Here is an 18,861-nt window from a genome sequence, read left to right as displayed (position 1 = left end):
GTACGAAGCACAGTCGCCTGGCGAAACACCGACCGGCTGCGCCGCCCTCGTGGCACCATTGGCCCCATGCCTGACCCCACTTCATCGCCGCAGGCGCCGGCCATGGTGCTGGCAGCCGGACGCGGCGAGCGCATGCGCCCGCTCACCGACCACACCCCCAAACCCCTGTTGACCGTCCGCGGCCAGCCCCTGCTGCAGGGCACGCTGGCGGCCATGGCCCGCGCGGGCGTGCCCCAAGCCTTGGTCAACACCGGTTGGCTGGGCGAGCAGATCGGCGCCCATTTCGGCGCCCCCTTGCCGCCGCGCGGCATGCCGGAGGCCCTGCAGGCCCACACGCCCCGCGAGACCACGTCGGGCCTGCCCGCCCTGGTCTTCTCGCACGAAGCGCTGGACTTTGGCCATGCGCTGGAAACCGCCGGCGGCATCGCGCGCGCCCTGCCCTGGCTGCAGGCCCAAGACGCCCGCGGCATCTTCTGGCTGGCCGCTGGCGACGTGTTCGCGCCGCAGTTCGCGTTCGAGGCCGCCGCCGTCCAGCGGTTTGCCGCCAGCGACGACCTGGCGCACCTGTGGCTGGTGCCCAACCCGGCGCACAACCCGCGCGGCGACTTTGTGCTGGCCCCCGACGGCCGCGTGCTGGCCGACGAGGCCCCCGGGGCCGCCGGCCTGCCCCGCCACACCTACAGCACGCTGGGCCTGTTCCGCTGTGCCTTGTTCCTCGCTCCCTGGTGCGCCATCGCACCGGGCAACCCGCAGGGCGAATCGGCACCGCTGGCGCCGCTGCTGCGGCGGGCGATTGCCGCGGGGCGGGTGAGCGCTGAGCTGTTCACAGGCGACTGGACCGATGTCGGCACGCCCGAGCGGCTGGCCGCGCTGCAATGAGCACGCCCAGCCCGGCGCGCGCACCGAATCGGGCCCGCTGAACCATGCAGTGGTCGCAATACCTGCTGTTCTTCGTGCTGGTCGGCCTGGCCAGCGTGGCGCAGAACCTGACCGGGTTCGCGTTCTCGCTCATCCTCGTGGGCCTGGCCGGCGCCACGGGCCTGATGCCGATCGCCGAAGCCTCGAACGTGGCCATGCTGCTGTCGCTGGTCAACGGCGTGACCTACCTGCGCCACCACCCGTTCACGCCCGATTGGCGCCTGCTCAAGCCCATGCTCGGCCTGTCCATCGTGGGCGTCGGACTGGGTTGGGCCCTGCTCAGCTGGCTCGACGGCAACACGCTGAACGGCCTGCGGATGGCGCTGGGCGTCGTCATCGTGGCCTGCGCCGTGCTGCTGATGCTGCAAAAGCGCCAGCAGCGCGAGCGTCAAGCATCGCCGCCCCAGGCGCTGTGGCTGGCCTCGCTCTCGTCGGGCTTGCTGGGCGGCCTGTTTTCGACGGCGGGCCCGCCCATCGTCTACCACCTGTACCGCCAGCCCCTGGCGGCAGAGCTGATCCGGCAGTGCCTGGTGGTGCAATTCCTGCTGACCAGCCTGGTGCGCACCGGGCTGGTGGTGGGCACGGGCAGCCTGCGCATGTCGGCGATCGTGACCACGGCCGTGGCCGTGCCCCTGGTGTGGGGCGTGACGCGCTGGCAGGCCAAGCATCCCTTGCGCCTGCCCCAAGGCGTGGTCGACGCCCTGGTGTGCGGCCTGCTGCTGCTCGCCGGCCTCAGCCTGTTCGTGCCGCGCTGAAGGCCCATCGCCGGGCTGGGACAAACCCGTGTCGAGGGTAAAACCCGATGCTGGGGCACGCCGCGCACCGCTATAGTGCAACCACTCAGCGGCTGCCAGCAGTCGCGGGGGGATCGAGGAGACACCTGGGCGGTACACATCACAACGACGGCCGCCCACACAAAGAATTGACAGCGCCCTGGCTTCCAGGGCGTTTTTTTTGCCACAGCCCATTCGCGCCTGGACGGGAGTTGGCCCCGTTCCGCCTCGTCCACGGCCTGAACCTGCGCGCTGGCGCCGTGGGTGGTCACCATCGGTTGAGCCAGCCCTCGCCCGCCTCAGCCGCCCAGCGCGCCAGGCCCTGGCCCCGTCCGGGTGGTGACAGAATCCGCCCCCATGGAATTGTTCATCGTCAGCCTGGCGTCCCTGCTTGCAGGGGCCATCGACTCCATCGTGGGCGGTGGCGGCCTCATCCTGGTGCCGGCCCTGTTTGCGGTCTACCCCAGCGCCGCGCCGCCGACCCTGCTGGGCACGAACAAGTCCGCGTCGGTCTGGGGCACGGCCTTTGCCACCTGGCAATACGCGCGCCGCGTCCAGATCAGCTGGCCGGTCATGCTGCCCGCTTTTGGTGCAGCCCTGCTGGGCTCGCTGGCCGGGGCCTACACGGTCACGGTCATCAACCCCGACTTCCTGCGCAAGGCCCTGCCGCTGATCCTGCTGGCCGTGCTGGCCTACACCCTGTGGCAGAAAAAGCTCGGCACCGACCACCGCCCCAGCGGCAACCTGACCCGGCAGCGCACCCTGGCCTGCGCCATCGGCCTGGTCATCGGCTGGTACGACGGCTTCTTTGGCCCCGGCACCGGCAGCTTCTTCATCTTCCTGTTCGTGCGCCTGCTGGGCTACGACTTCCTGAACGCCTCGGCGAGTGCCAAATTGCTCAACGTGGCCACCAACCTGGCGGCCATCGCCCTGTTCGCCAGCAAGGGCTACATCTGGTGGCACGTGGGCCTGACCATGGCCGTGGCGAACGTGGCCGGCAGCCTGCTCGGCGCTCGCCTGGCGCTGCGCTACGGCTCGGGCTTCGTGCGCTGGGTGTTCGTGCTGGTGGTCAGCCTGCTGATCCTGAAGACCGGGCTGGATGCCATCCGCACTTGGTGAATGAAATTTGACCAGTATGCCCCGTATTCCGATTATTGATCAACAGCAGTGGATGCATACTGCATGAATCTGCAAGTCACCGCGTCACCCCTGCAGGGCCCACGTCCCTCCCGGCGCGGCCACCGGCGACGTCGACCACTGGCCGCGCCCCCTCAACCACATCCAGGCTGGCACGCACGACGAGGCCGCACTGACCAGCCGGGCGCGCTGACCACGCCCCACCCCACGCCCACACAGCCTGCATCGCCCCGGCCTGGGCGGCCTCTCCGGGCCCACCGTCGCCATCGCGCGCGGTGCCGGTGCACTGATCGCACAACCGTCGCATTTCTGCACCGATGCCACGCTGGAACCCCCATGCGGCACCGGGCGCATGGCACACTGCATCCCTTTGAATTAATTTGACACACTCGGGCAACGGGCCGGCACCCTGCCCAACGTCCCCCCGACGATGGTGCCGAACCGGCGACGACGCGGCAGCAAGTGCCCTCCACCGACGAGCTCCAGGCAACCTCATGAGTCAGTTGTTCCAGCAGATGCGATGGCTGTACGTCCTGATCGGCACCGTGCTGCTGCTGGTGCTGCTCGCGCTGATCTGGAAGGCGCAATCGGTGAACCTGACGGAGAACGACGCCATCGTGGCCCAGCTGCGCGACCTCAAGCAGATGGACGCGGCGTGGAACGTCGAGGTACTGCGCGCCCGGGCCGGCCTCATCAGCCAGGAACAAGCGGGTTCGCTGGCGGTGATCGAGGACAAGGAGCAGGCTTTGCTCCGGGCCATGCAGCGCTACTGGGCCGGCGAGCCGGGCACCCAGGGCCTCATCACCGGCCGAATCGATGCCTTCTCCAAGATCATGCGCGAGAAGATCGCGCTGATCGAACAGTTCAAGTCGCAGAACGCCATCCTGCGCAACTCCAGCCAGTTCCTGCACACGGCCACGCAGGCGCTCGGGCACCAGGCCGAGGTGTCGCCGGCGCCGCTGCCGGCCCAGGTCGCGTTCGAGCGCCAGATCGGCCAGGTCTACGCCGGGGTCATGACCTACCTGCAGAACGCCGACGACCAGCGCCGCGAGGGCATCCTCGACACCCTGATGGAGCTGGAAGCCCATGCCCCCAACTCGGCGAGAAGGTCATCGACGCCACCGCCGCCGTGGTCGCGCACGTGAAGGCCATCATCCGGCAGCAGGATGCGAGCACCCAGCTGCTGCACACCATGGCCGGCCTGAACACGGCCGAGGCCATCGACGACCTGACCGACGCGCATGCCGAGGCCAACAACGCCAAGCTGGCCCGCCTGCAGACCTACCAGACCGCCTTGACCGTGTACTCCGCGGGCCTGCTGCTGCTGCTGACCTTCATGGGCATCAAGGCCCTGCGCCATTTCCAGGACATCCAGCAGGCCAATGCGGCACTCGAGCACGCCTACGACGAGCTGAAGGAATCGCAGGTGCACCAGGTGCAGACCGAGAAGATGTCGGCCCTGGGGCAGATGGTGGCCGGCATCGCCCACGAGATCAACACGCCGCTGGCCTACCTCAAGGCCACCTTCAACGTGATCCAGGAGCAGCTGCTGCCGCTGGAGCGCGTGGTCAACGACAGCCACGTGCTCGCGCTGTCGCTGCGCGGCAAGCCGGCCGCGGCGGGACTGGAGCAGCAGGTGGCGCTGGTGGACGAAGGCGCCCTGCGGGCCATCCAGGGCGGCATCTTCAACGAGCTGGGCACGCTGACGCAGGACGGCATCCACGGCGTGGACCAGATCTCGGAAATCGTCGTCAACCTGAAGAACTTCAGCCGGCTGGACCGCGAGAAGGTGCTGGGCTTCTCGATCGAGAACGGCCTGGACAGCACGCTGCTGCTGGCGCGCAACCTCATCAAGTACACGGTCACCGTGGTCAAGGACTACGGCCACGTGCCGCGCGTGGTCGGCGCACCCTCGCAGATCAACCAGGTGTTCCTCAACCTCATCACCAACGCGGCGCATGCCATGCCGCAGCGGCCGGTCGAGGAGAACATCATCCGCTTGCGCACGCGACTGCTGGCCGACGAGCACATGGTACAAATCGAAGTGGAAGACAACGGCAAAGGCATTCCACCCGATGACCTGCCCAAAGTCTTCGACCCCTTTTTCACCACCAAGCCCATTGGACAAGGCACCGGCATGGGATTGTCCATTTCCTACAAGATCATCCGGGAGCATGGCGGTCGCATCATGGTGAAATCGACCGTTGGCGTGGGCACCACCTTCTCCGTGTGGCTGCCCATCGAAGCCGGCCAGGACGACACAGCGCCCGCGAGCGCCCAGGGGCCTCGGGCACTGCTCGACTGAACACAACAAGACACCGTCGATCATGGATCCTCAAGACACCCCCACCCGCGCCACCGTGCTGTTCGTGGATGACGAAGAACGTGTGGTGAACCTGCTGCGCATGATCTTCCGCACGCAGTACGAGGTCCTCGTGGCCACCTCCGGGGCTCAGGCGCTGGAGCTGCTGCGCGCGCACCGCATCGATGTGCTGGTGAGCGACCAGCGCATGCCGGGCATGACCGGCATCGAGCTGCTGGCCCAGGCGCGCGAGCTGTCGCCCCACACCATCCGCCTGCTGCTGACGGGCTACACCGACCTGGCCGCCATCGTGGGCTCGGTGAACGAGGGCGAGGTGTTCCGCTTCCTGAACAAGCCCTGGGACCACCACGAAATCCAGACCACCCTGGCCGCCGCCGTGGCCGCGGCCCACAGCTCGCGCGCCGCCTTCCTGGAATCGGCCCGCGCCGCCGAGCCCGCGGCGTCGGCGCCCGCCCCGGCCGAGCCCAGCACCCCCGACATCCTGCTGATCGACGACAACCCGCGCGACCTGGCCTCGATGGAGGAAGTGGCGCGCCAGTCGTACACCACACACACCGCCACCTCGATGACCGAGGCCCTGCAGATCCTCTCGCACCACGACGTCGGCGTCATCGTCACCGAGGCCCGTGTGGGCGAGGAAGACACCGAAGGCTTTCTGCGCGTGCTCAAACAGCAGTACCCGGCCATCACCACGGTGATGCTCACGCGCAGCGGCGACGCCGACCTGGTGATCCGCCTCATCAACCGCGCGCAGATCTTCCGCTTTGCCACCAAGCCCCTGCGCAAGAGCGTGTTCGTGCTGGCGCTGTCGGCCGCCATGAAGGAGCACATGCGCTACCGCCAGCAGCCCAACCTGCTCAACCGCCTGCAGGTCGAGCCCGTGGTCGAGCCGGACAACCCCTCGCTGGTGAACAGCATCGCGCAAAGCGTGGGCCGCTGGGCCGACCGCTTTCCGCTGCTGTCGGGCAAGAAGCGCTGACGCCACGTTGCAGCAGTATGCGTCGGTTGCCGTTTTCCATCTGACGGCGATGGCCGCATACTGCAACCCAATGTCCTTTTCTCCTCGCGCCTGATCGCTGCCCCGGGCCACCGGGCTCGGTACACGTCCCGCGCATCCCCTTCCACCCCACAGCGACGAACGGCGCCCGAAGCCCCAGGGGACCTGCCCACGCCGTGCCCGACAATCTCGCCATGCGCATGTTTCGCGACTGGAGTCCGTCCACCGTGGCGGCAGGATTTGTGGCCATGCTGGTCGGCATGACCAGCTCGATCGCGCTGGTGTTTCAGGCCGCGCAGGCCTTTGGCGCCAGCCAGGCCGAGCTGAGCTCGTGGATGTGGGCCATCGGCATCGGCATCGCCGTGTGCTCGGTGGGCCCGTCGCTGTGGCTCAGGCAGCCGGTGATGATTGCCTGGAGCACACCGGGCGCCGCCGTGTTGGCCGTGGCCGGCGGGGCGGCCGCGGCGGCCGGCCACGGCTACGACATGGCCCACGCCGTGGGCGCCTTCATGGTCAGTGCAGCGCTGATCCTGCTGTGCGGCGTGACCGGTTGGTTCGAGCGCCTGATGAACCGCATCCCCATGGCCATCGCCTCGGCGCTGCTGGCCGGCGTGCTGGCGCGTTTCGGCATGCAGGCCTTCACGGCCGCGCAAACCCAGCTGGGCCTGGTGCTGGCGATGCTGCTGAGCTACCTCGTCGGGCGCCAGCTCTGGCCGCGCTATGCCGTGCCCGTGACGCTGCTGGTCGCCATCGCCTGGGTCGCCGGCCGGGGACAGCTGCAATGGTCGGCCGTGCACCTGGCGCTGGCCCGGCCCGTCTTCACCTGGCCCGCCTTCAGCGTGTCGGCCACCCTCAGCCTGGCGCTGCCCCTGTTCGTGGTGACCATGGCCTCGCAGAACCTGCCCGGCGTGGCCGCCATCCGCACGGCCGGCTACACCATGCCCATCAGCCCGCTCATCAGCCTGACGGGGCTGGTGACGCTGGTGCTGGCGCCGTTTGGCGGCTATGCGCTCAACCTCAGCGCCATCACGGCCGCCATCTGCATGGGCGAGCAGGCGCACCCCGACCCCGGCAAACGCTACACGGCCGCCGTGGCCTGCGGGCTGATGTACGCGGTCATCGGCCTCTTCGGCGCCGCCGTGTCGGGCCTGCTGCTGGCCTTCCCGACCGAGTTGGTGGCGGCCATCGCCGGCCTGGCGCTGCTGGGCAGCATCGGCGGCGGCCTGGCCGCGGCCATGGCGCAGGAGGACCACCGCGAAGCCGCCACCATCACCTTCCTCGTCACGCTGTCGGGCGTCACGGTGGCCGGCATCGGGTCGGCCTTCTGGGGCGTGCTGGCCGGCGCCCTGGCGCTGGGCGTTCAGCACCTGTCCAAGCGACTCAAACGGTGAGTATGCGGCAATTGCCGTTGCGGTGAAAACGGCGATACCCTCATACCCCTCAAGTCATCAGCACCACCCCATCGCGGACCGCCCCCTCCTGGCGCCAGCCTCCGCCGGTTGGCGATCTGCGCCGGTGAGCCTTCGACCTCGGACTGGCCAGCGCCTACGGGCGCATCCTGACGCCCAGCCCCAGAAACACGCGCTTGCTGCAGCCGTGCCCCCGCAGCCCCGCCTCCGCGTCGTGGCGCGCTGGGCGACGGCATCGACAGCCTCTTCCCTCAACGCCCATCGCCAGCGCTTCTGATGGCGCGTCGAACAACCCCGCGAACGCGCTGACCACGAGCAGGTTCACCGTCACGCGACATGAGCCATTCACCCGAGTCACGGCAGCGACTCTGCGCCAGGGTTAACCCGCGAATTCATTTTGTCGACAAACGACAAACTAGCCGCATGCCGTTCCCCTCCACCGACGACCCCGCGCTGCAGGACCCGCTTGCCAAGCCGGGCAAGGCCACGCGCCTGTCCCAGTCCCTGCCCAAGGTCAACCCGCAGCAGGGCATTGCCCACCGCATGGCCAACGACATCGGCGTCGCCATCGTGAGCGGTGAGCTGAAAGACGGCGCGCGCATCCTCGAGGAGGAGTTGGCCGCGCACTATGGCGTCAGCCGCAGCCCGGTGCGCGAGGCCATCGGCCTGCTGGAACGCCGTGGCCTGGTGCGCACCGAACCGCGCCGTGGCACCTACGTGGTGGGGTTCACGCCCGACCTGATTGCCGACTTGTTCAACGTGCGCGGCGTGTTGACGGGCTTGGCCGCGCGTTACGTGGCCCGCCAGCGCGACCCGCAGGCGCTGGCCGATCTGCGGGACGTGGCACAGGCCCTGGCTCAGGCCAATCAGCAGGCCGACATCACGCCCATGCAATTCGCCAAAGTGGCCAACGGCCTGGGCGTGACCTTGCTGCGCCACTGCGGCTCGGACGTGCTGCGCCGCATGGTCAGCGACCACGGCCACATGTCGAGCTGGGGCGTGATCTGGCGCGACCGGCCCATGGACTTTCAGACCCCCGAACGGCGCCAGCAGATGACAGATGACTACGCCACCTTGTGCGAGCTGATGGCCGCCTGGAACGACGTGGCCTGCGAGGCCTGGCTGCGCAAGATGCTGGACGACAACCGCGAGCACGTGTTGCGCGAGCTGCAGCAACGCCAGCTGGGCACGGCCGCCCCGCAGTATCAGTTGCAGACCCTGACCGCGCTGTCCGAGTTCGCCGCCGGTGCCACCCGCTCTGCCGCCGCCAGCCAGGCGCTGGGTCAGCCCAGCCCCGCCACCCCTGCACCGGCAAAGCGCCGCAGGTGACCGAAATTGCCCCGCGAGCGCCGTAGCATGCCCGCAAGGCGGCTCGCACCCATTCAAAGCCCCCCAGGAGACAAACCAGCATGCGTAAGTTGTTGATCGCCAACCGTGGCGAGATTGCCATGCGCGTGGCCCGTGCCGCACGCGACCTCGGCATTCCCACCGTGGCCGTGTACGCCGAAGACGATGCGCAATCGCGCCACCGGCAGATCACCGACGAAGCCGTGGCGCTGCCCGGCAGCGGGCCTGCCGCCTACCTGAACATCGACGCCGTGATCGCGGCCGCGCGCCACACCGGGGCCGACGCGGTACACCCCGGCTACGGCTTCCTCAGCGAGCGCGCCGACTTCGCCCAGCGCTGCGAACAGGCCGACATCCGTTTCGTGGGCCCCACGCCCGATCAACTGGCCCAGTTCGGGGACAAAGCCATCGCCATCGACCTGGCCAAGGCCTGCCAGGTGCCGGTCATGCCCTCCACCCAGGGCGCGGCCTCGCTGGCCGACATCGAGGCCTTCTTCGACGCGCAGGGCGGCTCGGGCATCGTCATCAAGGCCGTGGGCGGCGGTGGCGGGCGCGGCATGCGCGTGGTGCGCGAACGCGGCGAGCTGGCGGCCGCCTACGCACGCTGCCAGTCCGAGGCGAAATCGGCCTTCGGTCTGGACGCCGTGTACGCCGAACGCCTGGTGGTGCGCGCGCGCCACATCGAGGTGCAGATCGTCGGCGACGGCCAGCAGGTCATCGCCCTGGGCGAGCGCGAATGCACGCTGCAGCGCCGCTTCCAGAAGCTGGTCGAGATGGCCCCCAGCCCGCGACTCGATGCCGCGCTGCGCGAGCAGATCGTCGGCGCCGCACGCCGCATGGCCACGCAGGTGGGCTACCGCAGCCTGGGCACCTTCGAGTTCCTGGTCGAGGAGAACGAGGCTGGCCAGCAGGTCGGCTTCGTGTTCATCGAGGCCAACCCGCGCCTGCAGGTCGAACACACGGTGACCGAGCAGGTGACCGGCGTCGACCTCGTCGAAACCCAGCTCAAGCTGGCCCAGGGCCGGTCGCTGCGCGACCTGGGCCTGAACCCCGAGCAGCCGCCCGCGGCCAAGGGCTTCTCCATCCAGCTGCGCGTGAACGGCGAAAGCATCGACGCCCAAGGCCAGGCCAAGCCCTCGCACGGGCAGCTGCTGCCGTTTGACCCGCCGGCCGGCCCCGGCGTGCGCGTGGACACGCACGGCTACACGGGCTACACGCCCTCGCCGCTGTACGACACGCTGCTGGCCAAGCTCATCGTCACCTCGCCCACCGCCGACTTCGCCGAAGCCGTGCGCCGCCTCAAGGGCGCGCTGGCCGAGTTCCGCATCGGCGGCGTGGCCACCAACCTGCCGCTGCTGCGTGCCCTGGTGAACCTGCCCGACTTCGCCACCCAGAACGTGCACACGCGCTACCTGGAAACCGCCCTGCCCGGCCTGGTCGAGCAGGCGCAGGCCATCGCCGCGCAGGAGGCCAAGTCGGTGCTGGCCCCCATCGGCACCGGCCCGGCCAAGGCCGCCGTCAGCGCCGAGGCCCTGGACGACGACACCCTGATCGCCGTGCGCGCGCCCACCAACGGCACGCTGATCGAGTTGCAGGTGGGCGATGGCGACCTGGTGCACGCCGGCCAGGTGGTGGCCGTGATCGAGTCCATGAAGATGCAGCACGAAGTCGTGGCCCAGGCCGCCGGCCGCGTGGTCGACGGGCGCGGCAAGGTCGGCGACGTGGTGCCCGATCAAGCCATCCTGTATGTACTCGATCCCGTTGATCACACTTCGGAAGCAGCCCAATACTCGGAACAAGCCGATGAACAGCGCATCCGCCCCGACCTGCAGCGCCTGATCGACCGCCAGGCCTTCCTGTGGGACGAGAACCGCCCCGAGGCCGTGAAGCGCCGCCGCTCGCGCAACCAGCGCACGGCGCGCGAGAACGTGGCCGACCTGCTCGATGACGACGGCAGCTTCGTCGAGTACGGCGGCCTGGCCATCGCGGCCCAGGCCAAGCGCCGCAGCGCCGAAGACCTGATCGCCAACACGCCGGCCGATGGCCTGATCACCGGCGTGGGCAACGTCAACGGCGCCCAGGTGGCGGCCGAGCGCGCCCGCACGGCCATCATGGCCTACGACGCCACCGTGCTGGCCGGCACGCAGGGCAAGCGCAACCACATCAAGACCGACCGCATCGTCGAAGTCGCGCTGCGCGACAAGCTGCCCTTTGTGCTGTTCGGCGAAGGCGGCGGCGGCCGCCCCGGCGACATCGACTTCCCGTCGATCTCGGGCTACCAGACCTCGTCGTTCTCCTCGTTCGCCCAGCTGAGCGGCGAGGTGCCGGTGGTCGGCATCGTGTCCGGCCGCTGCTTCGCGGGCAACGCCGCCTTCGTCGGCTGCTGCGACGTCATCATTGCCGACAAGTCGTCCAACATCGGCCTGGCCGGCCCGGCCATGATCGAAGGCGGCGGCCTGGGCATCTTCAAGCCCGAGGACGTGGGCCCGGCCCCGGTGCAGTACGCCAACGGCGTGATCGACGTGCTGGTCGAGAACGAGACCGAGGGCGTGGCCGTGGCCAAGCACTACCTGTCGTTCTTCCAGGGCAAGGTGCGCGACTGGTCGGCGCCCAACCCGCTGGCGCTGCGCAACGTGGTGCCCGAGAACCGCCTGCGCGCCTACGACTCGCGCGCCGCCATCCACGGCATTGCCGACGCGGGCAGCGTGCTGATGCTGCGCGAGGGCTTCGGCATCGGCATCCACACCGCGCTGGCCCGCATCGAAGGCCGGCCCGTCGGCATCATGGCCAACAACCCGCGCCACCTGGGCGGCGCCATCGACGCCGACGCCGGCGACAAGGCCGCGCGCTTCATGCAGCTGTGCGACGCGCACGGCCTGCCCATCGTGTCGCTGATCGACTCGCCCGGCTTCATGGTCGGCCCCGACATCGAGGCCAAGGCCCAGGTGCGCCACGTCTCGCGCATGTTCGTGGCCGCGGCCAAGCTGCGCATGCCCATCCTGGCCGTCACGCTGCGCAAGTGCTATGGCCTGGGCGCCATGGCCATGGCCGGCGGCGGCTGGCACGCCAGCCACTTCACCGTCTCGTGGCCCACGGGCGAGTACGGACCCATGGGCCTGGAAGGCGCGATCCAGCTCGGCTTCAAGAAGGAGTTGGAAGCCGTGCCCGATGGCCCCGAGCGCCGCGCGCTGTACGACCAGCTGGTGGCGCAGATGTACGAGCGCGGCCATGCCATCAACGTGGCCGGCAACACCGAGATCGACGCCGTGATCGACCCGGCCGACACGCGCAAATGGCTGGTGTCCGGCCTGCACGCGACCGAGATGCACGCCGCCAAACCGCGGGGCCGCTTCGTCGACACCTGGTGAGCGGCGGGCGGCTCCGGCCGCCTGCCCGGCGTGGTCCTTTCGTTGTTTTCAGAGCAGTATCAGTGAATTGCCGTTAACAAAGAAACGGCAGCGTAGGCATACCCCAACATCATTTCAGGAGACAGCATGAGCCCCGACGACGTTCGCCACCCACCCCAGGCCGATGCCCTGCCCTTTGTGGGCGTGCGCGTGCTCGAGGTCGGTCCCGGCCAGGGCGTGGCCTTTGCCGGCAAGCTGTTCGCCGACTTTGGCGCCGAAGTCATCAAGGTGGAGCCGCCGGCCGGCGATGAACTGCGCGCCTGGCCGCCGCTGGTGAACACCGGCCAGGGCGAGGACAGCGCCTATTTCGCCTGGCTGAACACCAACAAGCACAGCGTGACCGCCGACGCCGGCCAGCCGGCCGACCAGGCCTGGCTCGCGCAGCTGGCGGCTTCGGCCGACATCGTGCTCGACGCCCGGGCGCTGGGCGAGCAGGGCCTGGCCGCGCTGGCCCAGCCACTGGTGCCGCCCACGGCCGCGCACCAGCCCCTCACCGCGCAGCTGACCTGGTTCGGCGACAGCGGCCCCTATCGCCATTTCGTGGGCGGCGACGCCGTGGCCCGCGCCATGTCGGGCGCCGTGCACGGCAACGGGCCGGTCGAAGGCCCGCCCCACCTGCCGCACGACTCGCACTCGGGCGTGGTCACCGGCCTGGCGACCTTCGGCACCGTGGCCGCGGGCTGGCTGGGCCGCCGCGGTGGCAGCCGCCACTACGTGCTGTCGGTGCAGGAAATCCTGTTCCACGTCGTCGAGATGGAGGCCGGCATCGCCCAGATCAGCGGCGTGGGCCCGCGCCTGGGTGTGAACCGCTACGGCTCCACCCAGCCCGGCGGCATCTTCAAGACGCAGGACAGCTTCATCGGCGTGTTCACCGTCACGCTGCCGCAGTGGAAAGGCCTGTGCCGCGCCATCGACCGGCCCGACATGGCCGACGACCCGCGCTTCGCCATCGGGCCCGACCGCATGGCCAACGCCGACGAGATCGACGCCGTGCTGCGCGAGGTCTTCCCCACGCGCACTTCGGCCGAGTGGTTCGAGCGCCTGTCGGCCGAGAAGCACCCTGCCGTCATCGTGCCCACCACCGAGCAGCTGATGCAGCAGACCGTGCACCGCGATCGCGGCGCCTTCGTGCCGGTGCAGGACGGCCAGGCCCGCTTCGAAGCCCCGGTGCTGCCGCAGCGCCTGGGCGAAAGCGGGCCGCTGCGCGGTGGCCAGGCCCCGCTGCTGGGCCAGCACAACGCGCACTACCGCGGCCCCGGCCTGGAGCGCCGGCCCGAGGCGCTGAAGCCCGCCGCAGCCGGCACGCTGCCGCTGGCCGGGGTGCGCATCATCGACCTGACCATGGGCTGGGCCGGACCGTTCGCCACGCGCAAGCTGGCCGACCTGGGGGCCGAGGTCATCAAGGTCGAATCCGTGTCGTACGCCGACTGGTGGCGCGGCGCGGTCTACAACGACGCCTACTTCCGCGGCAAGACCTACGAGTTCAACCACAACTACCTGCTGATGAACCGCAACAAGCGCGGCATCACGCTGGACCTGACCAGCGAGACCGGACGCGAGCTGCTCAAGCAGCTGGTGGCCGGTGCCGACGCGGTGATCGAAAACTACTCGGCCGAGGTGTTGCCCAAGCTGGGCCTGGACTGGCCGGTGCTGCGCGAGGTGAACCCGCGCCTGGTCATGCTGACCATGCCGGCTTTTGGCGTGGGCAACGCCTGGAGCAACGCCCGCGCCTACGGCGGCACGCTGGAACAGGCCTCGGGCCTGCCGCTGCACACCGGCCACCCCGACGGCCCGCCCGCCATGACGGCCTACGCCTATGGCGACCCCATCGGTGGCTTCAACAGCAGCTCGGCACTGTTGCTGGGCCTGATCGCGCAGCAGCGCGACGGCAAGGGCCGGCACATCAACCTGTCGCAGGTCGAGGGCATGCTCTCGCTGGCCGCGCCCTACATCATCGAGCAATCGGTGCGCGGTGAAACCAGCCCGCGCATCGGCAACCGCCACGCGCGCCATGTGCCGCAGGGCATCTACCGCACCATGGGCATCGACGCCTGGATGCTGGTGTCCATCCAGTCCACGCCGCAGTGGCAGGCCTTGTGCGAGGTGATCGGCAAGCCCGACTGGGCCACCGATGCCGGGCTGCAGACCCTGGAGGGACGCCGCGCCCGTCAGGACGAGATCGACCAGGCCATCGCCGGCTGGTGCGGCCACCGCTCGGCCGACGCGGCGCTGTACACCCTGCAGGCGGCCGGTGTGCCGGCGGGCGAAGCCAAGCCCATCGCCAGCGTGATGCGCGACCCGCACCTGCTGGCGCGCGGCTTCTGGTGCACGCTCGAGCGCCCGGTGGGCCCCTACGTGTCCACCACCACCTACTACCGCGAAGGGGGTGCGCCCATGCCCATCCACAACGCCTCGCCCATGTTGGGTGAGCACACCGAAGCCGTGCTGCGCGAGCACCTGGGCCTGTCGGACGAGCGTCTGGCCGAGCTGCGGGCCCAGCAGGTGATCGGCACCTCGGCCGTCGGCAAAGGCTGAGCGCCGCCGGCTGGCGTGCGGCACCCCGATGCGCGTTCGGGGCCCGCGCCGGCCACCATCCCCATGTGCATGTCCGGGCGTTCAGGCCCGGGCTGGCAGCGCCACGCCCGCATGGTTTTCAGAGGTATGAGGCCATCGCCGTTCTTCATGCAACGGCATGACACCGATACTGCCAACTTGATTCGCAAGGACCCGTGATGTCGAACCCCTTCCTTTCCCCCATCGCCCGACGCCAGCTGCTGGGTCTGGCCGCTGCGACCGCGTGCACGGTGCTCAGCCCCGTAACCGCCCAGGCAGCCGAGTACCCGAGCAAGGCCGTGCGCGTGGTGGTCGGCTTTCCGGCCGGCTCGGTGACCGACGCCATCGCCCGCCTGATGGCCGACCAGCTCAGCAAGTCGCTGGGCCAGCCCTTCGTGGTCGAGAACAAGCCCGGCGCCAACGGCATGCTGGGCGCCACCGAAGTGGCGCGTGCGACGCCCGACGGCTACACGCTGCTGGTCACCAACTCCAGCAGCGTGACGATCAACCCGCAGATCTACAAAAAGGTCAACTACAAGCCGGCTGACTTCGCCCCGATCTCGCAGATCATCGACGCGCCCTTCATCCTGGTCGTGAACTCGGCTTGGGCCCAGGGCGCCAAGGTGAACACGCTGGACGAGTTGATGAACTGGGCCAAGGCGCACCCCGGCCAGCTGAGCTACGGCTCGGCCGGCCCCGGCAACATCGCCCACCTGTCGTTCGCCATGCTGAGCAACCGCAAGCAGGTGCAGACCGTGCACGTGCCCTACAAGGCCGGCTCGCAGGCCCAGCTGGCCGCCATCGGCGGCGAGATCCAGACCCTGTTCGACACGCCGCCCAGCATCCCGCAGATCGAAAACGGCAAGCTCAAGGCGCTGGCCGTGACCTCGAGCAAGCGCATGGCCAGGCTGCCCAACGTGCCCACCATGGCCGAGGCCGGCGTGCCCGGCTTCGACGTGAGCTTCTGGCTCGGCGCCCTCGCGCCCAAGGGCACGCCGCAGGCCGTGATCGACAAGCTCTACGCGGCCATCAAGCAGATGCCCAACGATCCCGCTGTGAAAAACGCGCTGAGCATGCAGGGCGACCCCGTGGTGACCGACCCCGCCAGCTTCGCCAAGCGCATCGCCAGCGAGGTGCCGACCTGGGGCGCCGTCATCCAGCGCGAAGGCATTTCGCTGGACTGAGGCACGGCCCCCGCCCGGGTGCCCGCCGGCCCGGGCTGCGCCCCACCCCGCACATGAAGACCGGTATGCCGGTACTGCCGTTCATCCTCAAACGCAGATGCCGCCATACCCCATGCGACAACACACCCAAGATCAGGAGACAGCCATGGACACCCGCTTCACCCCCGCTCACCCCGCTCCCCGCACCGCCCTGCACCGCCGCCTGTGGCTGGCGGCCTGCGTCAGCCTCATCGGCCTGCCGGCCTGGGCCCAGGACGCCAAACCCGCCGACGGCAAGTGGCCGACGCACATGGTGCGGTTCGTGGCCGCCGGGCCGGCGGGCTCGATCTCGGACACGCTGACGCGCGCGCTGGCCGACCACATGTCGCGCGCCCTGGGCCAGACCGTCATCGTGGACAACAAGCCCGGCGCCAACAGCGCCATCGGGGCCAGCGAAGTCGCGCGGTCCGCGCCCGACGGCCACACGCTGCTGATGACCAACTCCAGCAGCATCACCGTCAACCCGCAGCTGTACCGCAAGCTCAGCTACAAGGCCGAAAGCCTGCTGCCGGTGACGCCCATCATCGAAGGCCAGTTCGTGCTGGCGGTGAACCCGGCCTGGGCCAAGGCCAACAAGATCGAGTCGGCCAAGGACCTGATCGCCTGGGCCAAGGCCCACCCCGGCAAGCTGCGCTACGCCTCGGCCGGCCTCGGCAACCTGGCCCACCTGACCTTTGCCATGCTGGGCAACAAGGAAGGCTTCGAAGCCATCCACGTGCCCTACAAGGGCCAGGCACCGGCGCAGATGGCGCTGATGGCCGGCGAGGTCGAGGCCATGTTCGACATCCCCAACTCGGCCCCCAACTTTGAAACCGGCAAGATCAAGCCGCTGGCCATCACAGCCCCCAAGCGCGTGGCCCGCCTGCCCAACGTCCCGACCATGACCGAAGCCGGCTACCCCGTCGACGTGAATTACTGGATGGGCGTGTTCGTGCCGGCCGGCACGCCGCCCGCCGTGGTCAGCAAGGTAAACGAGGCCCTGCGCGCCGCCACCCACGACCCCAAGGTGCGGACCACGCTGACCATGCAGGGCGATGTGCTCACCGAATCGGCCGACGCCTTCGGCAAGCGCATCGCCAAGGAGATCCCGCAATGGGGGGCCGTCATCCAGCGCGAAAAGATCGAGGTGGATTGAGGCCGCGAGGCCCGATGCCCGGAGGCCTCAGCGGCTGACTTGATCGCCCTGGCCGTTCGCGGGTGGCCCGATCACTTCTTCTCGGACCACAGCACGCCGCCGGTGGCCCAGTTCTCGCGCTTGACGTCGGTGATGAGGATGTCGACCGATTCGGGCGAGCCGCCCAGCACCTCGACGCTGACGCGGGTGATGGCTTCGACGAGCTGCTTCTTCTGCTCGAGCGTGCGGCCCTCCATCATCTCGATGTGGTAGGTGGGCATGGCGTTTCCTCTCAGGTTGAACAAGCCGGGCATCTTACGGGCGCCGCGTCTGCAAGCGCCGGCATGGGCGCCACCGGACCGGCACCCGGCCAGCCACGGGCGAGAGCGTCATCCAGGCCGCCGCGCCGATCGTCTCCAGCCTGGGGCTGACCGCGATGCCGCGCTGGCCGGCCCCACGCGGTCTGTCGCGGTCCTGCCTGGCATCGACTGGCGCTTGCCTATAATTTTGCGACTGTTTCCAAGCAGTAACCCGGCGCCAGCGGCAGTTGCCAAACGCCACATCCAGCGACATCCGGCGCGTCAGACACCGCCATTCATCAGGAACACCTCATGCTCAAGAGAACGTATGCCTTGGCCGCGCTGGTGGGCGCCTCCGCCTTGCTGGCGGGTTGCGAAACCACCAACATGAAGATGGGCTCAGCCAACCCCAACTCCGAGGTCACCGGGGGCGCCGCGGGCAGCAGCAGCCAGAACACCACCACGTCGCTCGAGCGCTGTGCCGAGCCCATGGGCACGGTGTCGCTGGTCGAAAACCAGAACGCCGGCTGGTACACCATCCTGCGCAACGAATACCGCCTGCCGCCCACGGCCAACCTGTTGCGTCTGCTGGTGCAGCAGTCCAACTGTTTCGTGGTGGTTGAGCGCAGTGCCGCCGGCATGAACGCCATGAGCCGCGAACGCGACCTCATGCAATCGGGCGAAATGCGCTCGGGCAGCAATTTCGGCAAGGGCCAGATGGTGGCCTCCGACTACGGCCTGTCCCCCGAAATCATCTTCAACGAAGACAACACCGGTGGTGCCGTGGCCGGCCTGGCCGGCTTGTTCGGCAGCCGCGGGCGGGCAGTGGGTGCCATCGCCGGCAGCGCCAAGACACGCGAAGCCTCGACCATGCTGACCCTGGTGGACAACCGCTCGGGCGTGCAGGTGTCGGCCTCGCAAGGCAGCGCCTCCAAGACCGACCTGTCCATCTTCGGTGGCCTGATGGGCGGCGGCGCAGCCGGTGGCCTGGGCGGCTACTCGAACACGCCGCAGGGCAAGGTCATCTCGGCCGCCTTCATCGACGCCTACAACCAGATGGTCATCTCGCTGCGCAACTACAAGGCGCAAACCGTCCGTGGCCAGGGCCTGGGCGGCGGCGGCCGCCTGAGCGTGGACGGCGCAGCCGCACCCTCGCAGACCTCGGCGCCCAAAAAGGCCACCCGGAAGAACACCAAGAACCGTTGACCCGCCGAATGGCGCAACGATCAGGGGCTCCAGCGGCCCCTTTTTTGCGCCCGGTTCATGCCGGCCTCCCCACGAGGACGAGCCATCCGGTCTGGCGGGTTCAGCTCGAGGTCTGACCGAGCAGACAGACCGCAACGGCGTCAGCACGTCCAACG

At 69.2% G+C, this 18,861-nt stretch carries 14 protein-coding genes; 13 read left to right on the top strand and 1 reads right to left on the bottom strand.

Translation table 11 applies throughout. The annotated features are described in order from the left end of the window. Positions 1-66 precede the first annotated feature (66 nt). From CCO03_RS01615 to CCO03_RS01565, 12 genes are all read left to right on the top strand, one after another. Positions 67-879, top strand: coding sequence for a nucleotidyltransferase family protein (locus CCO03_RS01615; protein WP_236903986.1), 813 nt, complete (start codon positions 67-69; stop codon positions 877-879). Positions 880-923: 44 nt separating this feature from the next. Further along, positions 924-1,673: a sulfite exporter TauE/SafE family protein gene (locus CCO03_RS01610; protein WP_087276368.1), complete on the top strand. Its 750-nt coding sequence runs from the start codon at positions 924-926 to the stop codon at positions 1,671-1,673. 375 nt (positions 1,674-2,048) lie between these two features. Beyond that, a complete protein-coding gene (locus tag CCO03_RS01605) occupies positions 2,049-2,810 on the top strand; it encodes a sulfite exporter TauE/SafE family protein (protein ID WP_087276365.1) in 762 nt (253 codons plus the stop codon). Positions 2,811-3,322: 512 nt separating this feature from the next. Further along, positions 3,323-3,973, top strand: coding sequence for a DAHL domain-containing protein (locus tag CCO03_RS20020; protein ID WP_169717442.1), 651 nt, complete (start codon positions 3,323-3,325; stop codon positions 3,971-3,973). Further along, on the top strand, positions 3,958-5,133 hold the full coding sequence (locus tag CCO03_RS20015; RefSeq protein WP_169717441.1) for an ATP-binding protein: 1,176 nt from the start codon (positions 3,958-3,960) through the stop codon (positions 5,131-5,133). The genes CCO03_RS20020 and CCO03_RS20015 overlap by 16 nt, the downstream gene beginning before the upstream one ends. A gap of 22 nt (positions 5,134-5,155) precedes the next feature. Beyond that, positions 5,156-6,130, top strand: coding sequence for a response regulator (locus CCO03_RS01595; protein ID WP_087276359.1), 975 nt, complete (start codon positions 5,156-5,158; stop codon positions 6,128-6,130). Between the two features lie 212 nt (positions 6,131-6,342). Continuing rightward, positions 6,343-7,539, top strand: coding sequence for a benzoate/H(+) symporter BenE family transporter (locus CCO03_RS01590; RefSeq protein WP_236903984.1), 1,197 nt, complete (start codon positions 6,343-6,345; stop codon positions 7,537-7,539). A 441-nt stretch (positions 7,540-7,980) separates the two neighbouring features. Further along, positions 7,981-8,886 carry a GntR family transcriptional regulator gene (locus CCO03_RS01585; protein WP_169717440.1) on the top strand — a complete coding sequence of 302 codons (906 nt, stop codon included), beginning with the start codon at positions 7,981-7,983 and terminating at the stop codon, positions 8,884-8,886. Between the two features lie 80 nt (positions 8,887-8,966). Continuing rightward, positions 8,967-12,272 carry a carboxyl transferase domain-containing protein gene (locus CCO03_RS01580; RefSeq protein WP_087276352.1) on the top strand — a complete coding sequence of 1,102 codons (3,306 nt, stop codon included), beginning with the start codon at positions 8,967-8,969 and terminating at the stop codon, positions 12,270-12,272. Between the two features lie 126 nt (positions 12,273-12,398). Further along, positions 12,399-14,846, top strand: coding sequence for a CaiB/BaiF CoA transferase family protein (locus CCO03_RS01575; RefSeq protein WP_087276347.1), 2,448 nt, complete (start codon positions 12,399-12,401; stop codon positions 14,844-14,846). A 197-nt stretch (positions 14,847-15,043) separates the two neighbouring features. After that, positions 15,044-16,048 carry a Bug family tripartite tricarboxylate transporter substrate binding protein gene (locus CCO03_RS01570; RefSeq protein ID WP_087276343.1) on the top strand — a complete coding sequence of 335 codons (1,005 nt, stop codon included), beginning with the start codon at positions 15,044-15,046 and terminating at the stop codon, positions 16,046-16,048. Between the two features lie 145 nt (positions 16,049-16,193). After that, entirely contained in the window at positions 16,194-17,222 is a 1,029-nt protein-coding gene (locus CCO03_RS01565) for a tripartite tricarboxylate transporter substrate binding protein (RefSeq protein WP_087276340.1), read from the top strand. Between the two features lie 71 nt (positions 17,223-17,293). Here CCO03_RS01565 and CCO03_RS01560 read toward each other — a convergent pair whose 3' ends face one another. Further along, on the bottom strand, positions 17,294-17,482 hold the full coding sequence (locus tag CCO03_RS01560) for a 4-oxalocrotonate tautomerase (protein ID WP_087283949.1): 189 nt from the start codon (positions 17,480-17,482) through the stop codon (positions 17,294-17,296). A gap of 330 nt (positions 17,483-17,812) precedes the next feature. Between CCO03_RS01560 and CCO03_RS01555 the strand changes: the two genes are divergently transcribed. Beyond that, complete coding sequence (locus CCO03_RS01555) at positions 17,813-18,706, top strand: CsgG/HfaB family protein (protein ID WP_087276338.1); 894 nt, start codon at positions 17,813-17,815, stop codon at positions 18,704-18,706. Positions 18,707-18,861 lie beyond the last annotated feature (155 nt).

Origin of the sequence: Comamonas serinivorans (genome assembly GCF_002158865.1) — a bacterium.
GTDB classification, from domain to species: Bacteria; Pseudomonadota; Gammaproteobacteria; order Burkholderiales; family Burkholderiaceae_C; genus Comamonas_E; species Comamonas_E serinivorans.
This window is presented reverse-complemented; position numbering and strand designations above follow the sequence as displayed.

Coding starts and splice junctions, on each gene's coding strand:
- CCO03_RS01605 (WP_087276365.1), top strand. CDS start 2,049: ATGGAATTGTTCATCGTCAGCCTGGCGTCCCTGCTTGCAGGGGCCATC.
- CCO03_RS01585 (WP_169717440.1), top strand. CDS start 7,981: ATGCCGTTCCCCTCCACCGACGACCCCGCGCTGCAGGACCCGCTTGCC.
- CCO03_RS20020 (WP_169717442.1), top strand. CDS start 3,323: ATGAGTCAGTTGTTCCAGCAGATGCGATGGCTGTACGTCCTGATCGGC.
- CCO03_RS01595 (WP_087276359.1), top strand. CDS start 5,156: ATGGATCCTCAAGACACCCCCACCCGCGCCACCGTGCTGTTCGTGGAT.
- CCO03_RS01590 (WP_236903984.1), top strand. CDS start 6,343: ATGCGCATGTTTCGCGACTGGAGTCCGTCCACCGTGGCGGCAGGATTT.
- CCO03_RS01615 (WP_236903986.1), top strand. CDS start 67: ATGCCTGACCCCACTTCATCGCCGCAGGCGCCGGCCATGGTGCTGGCA.
- CCO03_RS01570 (WP_087276343.1), top strand. CDS start 15,044: ATGTCGAACCCCTTCCTTTCCCCCATCGCCCGACGCCAGCTGCTGGGT.
- CCO03_RS01580 (WP_087276352.1), top strand. CDS start 8,967: ATGCGTAAGTTGTTGATCGCCAACCGTGGCGAGATTGCCATGCGCGTG.
- CCO03_RS01560 (WP_087283949.1), bottom strand. CDS start 17,482: ATGCCCACCTACCACATCGAGATGATGGAGGGCCGCACGCTCGAGCAG.
- CCO03_RS01610 (WP_087276368.1), top strand. CDS start 924: ATGCAGTGGTCGCAATACCTGCTGTTCTTCGTGCTGGTCGGCCTGGCC.
- CCO03_RS01565 (WP_087276340.1), top strand. CDS start 16,194: ATGGACACCCGCTTCACCCCCGCTCACCCCGCTCCCCGCACCGCCCTG.
- CCO03_RS01575 (WP_087276347.1), top strand. CDS start 12,399: ATGAGCCCCGACGACGTTCGCCACCCACCCCAGGCCGATGCCCTGCCC.
- CCO03_RS01555 (WP_087276338.1), top strand. CDS start 17,813: ATGCTCAAGAGAACGTATGCCTTGGCCGCGCTGGTGGGCGCCTCCGCC.